This window comes from Dethiosulfatibacter sp. (genome assembly GCF_983023055.1).
Map to the genome: position 1 here is coordinate 1 of NZ_CEZJXU010000105.1, position 6,376 is coordinate 6,376.

The following is a 6,376-nucleotide window of genomic DNA, read 5'->3' on the forward strand; positions in this document are numbered from 1 at the left end:
CAGCTGAGCTATGCGCCCTCATGCATAATTATGATATCAAATATAGAGAAAGATGTCAATAAAAATTATTGATTAATTTTATATTTATTACAATCAGTCAGTTGCTCTGTCAATACGAGTGTAAATACAGCGAAATGGAATGAAAAATCTTGCATAGAGGTGAATATGAGTATATAATATTTTTAGGCCTTTAAGTGGAATGATTTGTTTAATTAAAATTGATTCATTTTTAGATTTAAATGTTATTTGTAGTTAAATCTATTGGTTACAATAATTAAGGGAATATATTTTAGTTTTTCGAACATCAGTTAAAGGAAATACATAATTTTCGGAGGGATATATATAATGCAAAGAGGAACAGTTAAGTGGTTTGATTCAAAAAAAGGATTCGGATTCATTACAAGTGATGAGGGAACTGATGTGTTTGTACACTATTCAAAGATCGACAAACCTAACTTCAAAACTTTGGATGAAGGGGAAGCGGTAGAGTTTTCAGTAATTGAGGGAGATAAAGGACCTCAAGCAGAAGACGTAAGAGGATTATAATCTATAAACAGTATTAAAAACAAACCTGGAAATCAAATTTCCAGGTTTTTTATTTTTGCTTAAGAAAGTTAAATAATTAGTATACTCTGTTTACGCTGAAACCTTCCTTGTTGAGAGCTGCTATTATTTCATTTATATGGTCATGACCGTTTGTTTCTGTTGTAACTTCAAGCTGAACGTTTTCAAGTCTGTCCATTGCCTTGAACTGGTTGTGATCGAGCTTTATTACATTTGCTCTCAATTCAGAAAGTATCTGTGATACTTTTAGAAGCTGTCCAGGGGTATCTGGAAGATCTACACTGAAGCAAAATATTCTTCCTCTTGATACAAGACCCTTATTTATCATAGAAGAGATTGTTACAACATCTATATTTCCACCGCTAAGTAAACAAACTATATTTTTGTTTGAAACAGTAAGTTTTTTCAGTGCTGCAAGAGATAGAACACCTGCTGTCTCAGCAACGAACTTATGCTTTTCTATAAGCATAAGAAGGGCTTCCATTATGTCCTGCTCCGATACTGATATTATTCCGTCAACATATTCCCTGGCTATTTCGAATGGAAGGTTTCCAAGCCTTCTCACAGCAACGCCTTCTGCAGAAGTTTGTATGTAGTCAAGGTCGGTTATCCTGTTGTTGTCAAGGGATGTTTTCATTGTAAGTGCTCCCTCAGGTTCCACACCTATTACCCTTATATTGGGATTTATAGCTTTTACTGCCATGGCGATACCTGAAATGAGACCACCACCACCTACGGGAACTAGTATTTCATCAACATTTTCAAGTTGTTCCAATATTTCATATCCTATTGTACCCTGACCACAGATTACATCGTAATCGTCAAAGGGATGTATGAATTCTCTTCCTTCGTTTTCGGCTATTTCCAGAGCCTTTTCATAGGCGTCATCGTAAATATCGCCGTGTATAATTACTTCAGAACCATGCTTTCGTGTAGCATCAATTTTAATAAGAGGTGTTACATTTGGCATTACTATTTTGGATGGTATGCCAAGTGCATTTGCTGAAAAGGCCACACCCTGGGCATGGTTTCCTGCAGATGATGCCACAATACCGTTCTTTTTTACTGATTCAGGCAGATTTACAATTTTGTTGTATGCTCCTCTGATTTTAAAGGAACCTGTAAACTGAAGATTTTCTGGCTTAAGATATACGTTGTTTCTGCACTCCTCACTGAAGAAATCACTGTAAACCAGCTCAGTCTTTTTAATTATCCCATCAAGGTTTTTGCAGGCCTTCTTAACATCTTCTAATACCTCATTTAAATTAAACATTTCATCTCTCTCTTCCAAACAACTCATAGTTTTCCTCCTAGTTTTAAGAAAAAGCATAGTTGAGTTTATTCACGAGACAAACCGTATCGCAACGCATCAATGCGATACGGTTTGTCTCGTGAATAAGTACGAAACTAGCTGTTGATTAAAACATCCTTTCTTATATTTTCCTTATACTTGTATCCGGTTTGTTTATACTTCAACAGCATTTAGAAAATAAAAAAACCCGTCTCTGTATATAACAGAGACGGGATATCCCGCGGTACCACTCTAATTGCTCCGAAGAGCCACTTGTTTCAGTTCCAACAAACCTAAATCAATAACGAGATTAACCGGTGCACCTTACTATAATTCGGGTACACTTCTCAGGAGTGATTTTCACTGTGATATTGCTATCGGTTTTCACCAGCCACCGACTCTCTACAAGCAATTGATCAGAGCAACTGTCTCCATCAAAGAATTTGCAATAAAATTTTTGTTACTTGTAATAAGTTTAAATGGGAAGTTCGTAATTGTCAAGTGCAAATTAGAATGCAGTAGGGTTACCGAGTGAATTAAAATGAAAATATTGAGAGTATTAGTTGAAAAATAAAGTAACATAAGCAGAAGTTAAGGAACATCAATGCTGATTCATACGGAAATCCTGCTTGAGTAATAAACAATACAATGATAAAATATATAAGATGTTTACAAAACGATAAAAATTGGAGTGTTGATATGGGGAAAACAAGAGTTATTCAATCAATAGACAAGGCAATAAATATATTGGAACTTTTTAAACTTAGTTCAAGGGAGCTAAGTGTAAAGGAGATTTCAGAGGAACTTCAAATTAGTAAAAGTACGGTATTTGGATTGATTAATACGCTGAGTGTTAGAGGGTTTTTGCATCAGAATCCAGATAATCAAAAATATAGTCTTGGATTGGCATTGCTTGAATTGGGAGAGCTAGTCCAAAAAAACAATATAATCTATGAAAAGGCAAGGCCTCATCTTGAAAAAGTAGTTAATAAATTGAATGTAACAATGCACCTGGCCATAATAGAAAAAGCAGAAGTGGTATATATAGATACATTGGAAGGAAATAAATCGATTTTCATTAGCTCCAGAATTGGCACAAGAAACCCTATATACTGTACGGGAGTAGGTAAATGTATGTTGGCTTTCATGAAAAAGGATAAAAGGGACAATATTCTTAAAAATATGGGTGAAATGGAAAAACATACTGAAAATACAATAGTTAATATGGATGAGTTTCTACAGGAACTGGATTCTATTGCCAAAGCAGGATACAGCATTGATAATGAAGAATTTGTAACAGGTATCTTTTGTTATGCTGTCCCTATATTGAATAAATACAATGAAGCCATAGCCGCTATTAGTATTTTAAGGTCAATGCCTATCGCAAAGGATTTGGAACGCAACGAGTTCATTGATATAATGAAAAACGTTGCAAGAGAAATATCAATTGATTTAGGCTATTAAATTGATTGAGTAAATCATGTATATTTTGAATAATTAATAACTTTTAAATTATTGTAATATATTTATTGAAATACTATTGACAAACACTTCAATAGAATATATACTCGTATTTAAGTATATAAGCTTTGAAAGAGAGAAAAATATCTGTTTTGCGGATACAGAGAGCTGATGGTTGGTGGAAATCAGTGAAGCGAGGATATTATATGATCACTCTTGAGCTTCTGAATCGAAAGTATGATGAGTAGATGAAGACGTACGCCTACGTTACAAGGCTAGAGTTCAAAGAAATAAGAAATTAGTTTCTTTCGACTTGAAGAGAGGCGGCTTTAAAAACCGCAAATAGGGTGGTACCGCGAAAGACCTTTCGTCCCTATATACATCTAGTTGATGTATGTAGAGATGAGAGGTTTTTTTTTATACTCTTATTCAAGTCATGCAGAGCATTTGTTAAGCTTTTGCTTAAACAGAGCAAAGAAAAAGGAAGTTTTAACCAACAGTTGGTTGCTTAAAGATCCTAAGAAAAAAAGGAAGTTTTAATCAACAACGAGTTTCGTACTTATTCTTTCAACAAGCCATATCGCATTGATGCGTTGCGATATATTTGTTTCATGAATAAACTTAGCTACGTTCTTGCTTAAAACTAGGAGGTAAAAAAATGAATTGTAGAAAAGTATGTTTTAATGTATCAAATGGGTTAGATTCAGCAGTAAGAGTATTGATGACTTTAAGAAGAAAGAATTTCATAGTAAAGGAATTTTCTATGAAGGAAGTAAACGGAGTATCGAGACTAGAGTTTGCAGTAGATGATCATTTGAACCTTGGAATGGATCAGGCTATATTATATGTTAAGAGACTTGTAGATGTATCTGATATAGTTGAAGTTGCTTGAGACTAAACTTAATATTATTGTAAATAATATAGATAGAGTATATATGATTAAGATTAAGAATTGATTTATTAATTATATTATATGTAGTGTCTGGTAGAGTATCCAGATACTACATATATAATGTAGCTTTAAAGTTAATATTTAGAGATAAAACATTTATTGAATTAACCTGTTTTTTATGGAATTATTAGGGCTAAATTTCATGGTAATCTTAACAAAAAACACTAATAATGTATTGACTAAAAGGGTATCAGGTTATATAATGTATACAAAATACAATGTGCTGAAAAATAAGTACAATCATATAGGAGGATTTCAAAAATGAGTAAGATGTATTATAATAGTGATGCGGATTTAAAGGTATTCGAAGGAAAGAAAGTAGCAGTTATAGGTTATGGATCGCAGGGACATGCACATTCATTAAACCTTAAGGAAAGTGGAGTAGATGTAGTAGTAGGTTTGTATGAAGGAAGTAAGTCTAAGGCTTTGGCTGAAGAGGCAGGTCTTACAGTTATGTCTGTTGCAGATGCTGCAAAGGCTTCTGACGTTATAATGATATTAATTCCAGATACAATGCAGAAAAAAGTTTATGACGAAGAAATAGCACCATACTTGGAAGAAGGAAATGCTCTTGCATTTGCACACGGATTCAATATAATATTCAACCAGATAGTACCACCTGCAAACGTGGATGTATTCATGGTTGCACCAAAGGGACCTGGACACCTTGTAAGAAGAGAATTTGAAATAGGTGCTGGAGTACCTTGTCTATTTGCAATAGAGCAGGATTTTACCGGACATTGCAGAAGCACAGCTTTGGGATATGCTAAAGGTATTGGCGGAACAAGAGCAGGCGTTATCGAGACTACATTCCAGGAAGAGACTGAAACTGACTTATTCGGTGAGCAAGCTGTACTTTGTGGTGGTGTTACTGAGCTTATCAAAGCTGGATTTGATACTTTGGTTGAAGCTGGATACCAGCCTGAAATAGCATACTTCGAATGTCTACATGAAACTAAACTTATAGTTGACCTTCTATATGAAGGTGGATTTGAAAAAATGAGAGACAGTGTTAGTGGTACTGCTGAATTTGGCGACTACATGATAGGAAGAAGAATAATAACAGAAGATACTAGAAAAGAAATGAAACAAGTTCTTAAAGAAATCCAAACTGGTGAATTCGCTAGAACATGGATTCTTGAAAATCAGGCAGGAAGACCTATGTATACTGCAATCAAGAAGTCTGAAAGCAAGCACTTGATTGAAACAACTGGTAAAGAACTAAGAAAAATGATGAGTTGGATCGACTAGGAGGCAGAAATGGGAAGTGATTTAGTTAAATTAGGACTTGCAAAAGCACCCCATAGATCCTTGTTGAAAGCATCCGGGTTGACGGATGAAGAAATAAACAGGCCTTTTATCGGTGTTGTAAACATGTTCAATGAAATTGTCCCAGGACACGTTGGACTTAAAGATATAGCTGAAGCTGCAAAACGCGGCGTTCTTATGGCTGGCGGAACTCCTCTTGAGTTTCCAGGAATAGCCGTATGCGACGGTATTGCAATGAACCACGAGGGAATGAAATATTCCCTCGCAAGCAGGGAACTTATTTGTGACAGCATTGAGACTATGACAATAGCCCATGGACTTGACGGACTTGTTATAGTGCCAAACTGTGATAAAACTGTTCCTGCAGCGCTTATGGCTGCAGCAAGAATAAACATACCAACTATAATAGTAAGCGGTGGACCTATGCTTGCAGGTAAAAAAGGCAAGGAAGAAATTGATCTAATAACAGTATTTGAAGGTGTAGGGGCTGTTACTGCAGACAAGATGGATATGGAAGAGATGAATTATATCGAAAACTTTGCCTGTCCTACATGTGGATCCTGTTCAGGTATGTTTACAGCCAACTCTATGAACTGCATGACTGAAGCTTTAGGAATGGCATTGCCTGGAAATGGAACTGTGCCTGCTGTTTATTCTGAAAGGAAGAGACTTGCCAAGCTTTCAGGAATGAAAATAATGGAGCTTGTAGAAAATGACATAAAGCCAAGAGACATTATGACAAAGGAAGCATTCATGAATTCTCTTGCATGCGACATGGCGCTTGGATGTTCGACAAATACAGTTCTTCACTTGACTGCAATTGCATATGAAGCTGATGT

General features: G+C 35.4%; 6 protein-coding genes and 2 other annotated features. Of the genes, 5 read left to right on the forward strand and 1 reads right to left on the reverse strand.

The window, feature by feature from the left end:
• Positions 1 to 345: 345 nt before the first annotated feature.
• Positions 346 to 546 carry a cold-shock protein gene (locus AC3AX0_RS05300; protein WP_487549266.1) on the forward strand — a complete coding sequence of 67 codons (201 nt, stop codon included), beginning with the start codon at positions 346 to 348 and terminating at the stop codon, positions 544 to 546.
• 76 nt (positions 547 to 622) lie between these two features.
• On the opposite strand, the gene ilvA is transcribed toward AC3AX0_RS05300, so the two are convergent.
• Complete coding sequence (gene ilvA, locus AC3AX0_RS05305) at positions 623 to 1,864, reverse strand: threonine ammonia-lyase (RefSeq protein WP_487549267.1); 1,242 nt, start codon at positions 1,862 to 1,864, stop codon at positions 623 to 625.
• Between the two features lie 213 nt (positions 1,865 to 2,077).
• Positions 2,078 to 2,302 (reverse strand) — a binding site (T-box leader).
• A gap of 201 nt (positions 2,303 to 2,503) precedes the next feature.
• Here ilvA and AC3AX0_RS05310 point away from each other — a divergent pair.
• The 4 genes from AC3AX0_RS05310 to AC3AX0_RS05325 all read left to right on the forward strand — a co-directional run.
• Positions 2,504 to 3,319 (forward strand): IclR family transcriptional regulator, encoded by an 816-nt coding sequence (locus tag AC3AX0_RS05310; RefSeq protein ID WP_487549268.1) that lies wholly within the window; start codon positions 2,504 to 2,506, stop codon positions 3,317 to 3,319.
• A 116-nt stretch (positions 3,320 to 3,435) separates the two neighbouring features.
• Positions 3,436 to 3,694 (forward strand) — a binding site (T-box leader).
• A 280-nt stretch (positions 3,695 to 3,974) separates the two neighbouring features.
• Positions 3,975 to 4,208, forward strand: a complete 234-nt coding sequence (locus tag AC3AX0_RS05315) for a hypothetical protein (RefSeq protein WP_487549269.1) — start codon at positions 3,975 to 3,977, stop codon at positions 4,206 to 4,208.
• Positions 4,209 to 4,529: 321 nt separating this feature from the next.
• A complete protein-coding gene (gene ilvC / locus AC3AX0_RS05320; RefSeq protein WP_487549270.1) occupies positions 4,530 to 5,519 on the forward strand; it encodes a ketol-acid reductoisomerase in 990 nt (329 codons plus the stop codon).
• Between the two features lie 9 nt (positions 5,520 to 5,528).
• The coding region (locus AC3AX0_RS05325; RefSeq protein ID WP_487549271.1) for a dihydroxy-acid dehydratase domain-containing protein at positions 5,529 to 6,376 on the forward strand (848 nt) is incomplete at its 3' end.

What these genes read in the sequence shown, in the direction of transcription:
- AC3AX0_RS05310 (WP_487549268.1), top strand. Translation starts at nt 2,504, where the DNA reads ATGATAAAATATATAAGATGTTTACAAAACGATAAAAATTGGAGTGTT.
- AC3AX0_RS05315 (WP_487549269.1), top strand. Translation starts at nt 3,975, where the DNA reads ATGAATTGTAGAAAAGTATGTTTTAATGTATCAAATGGGTTAGATTCA.
- AC3AX0_RS05300 (WP_487549266.1), top strand. Translation starts at nt 346, where the DNA reads ATGCAAAGAGGAACAGTTAAGTGGTTTGATTCAAAAAAAGGATTCGGA.
- ilvA (WP_487549267.1), bottom strand. Translation starts at nt 1,864, where the DNA reads ATGAGTTGTTTGGAAGAGAGAGATGAAATGTTTAATTTAAATGAGGTA.
- ilvC (WP_487549270.1), top strand. Translation starts at nt 4,530, where the DNA reads ATGAGTAAGATGTATTATAATAGTGATGCGGATTTAAAGGTATTCGAA.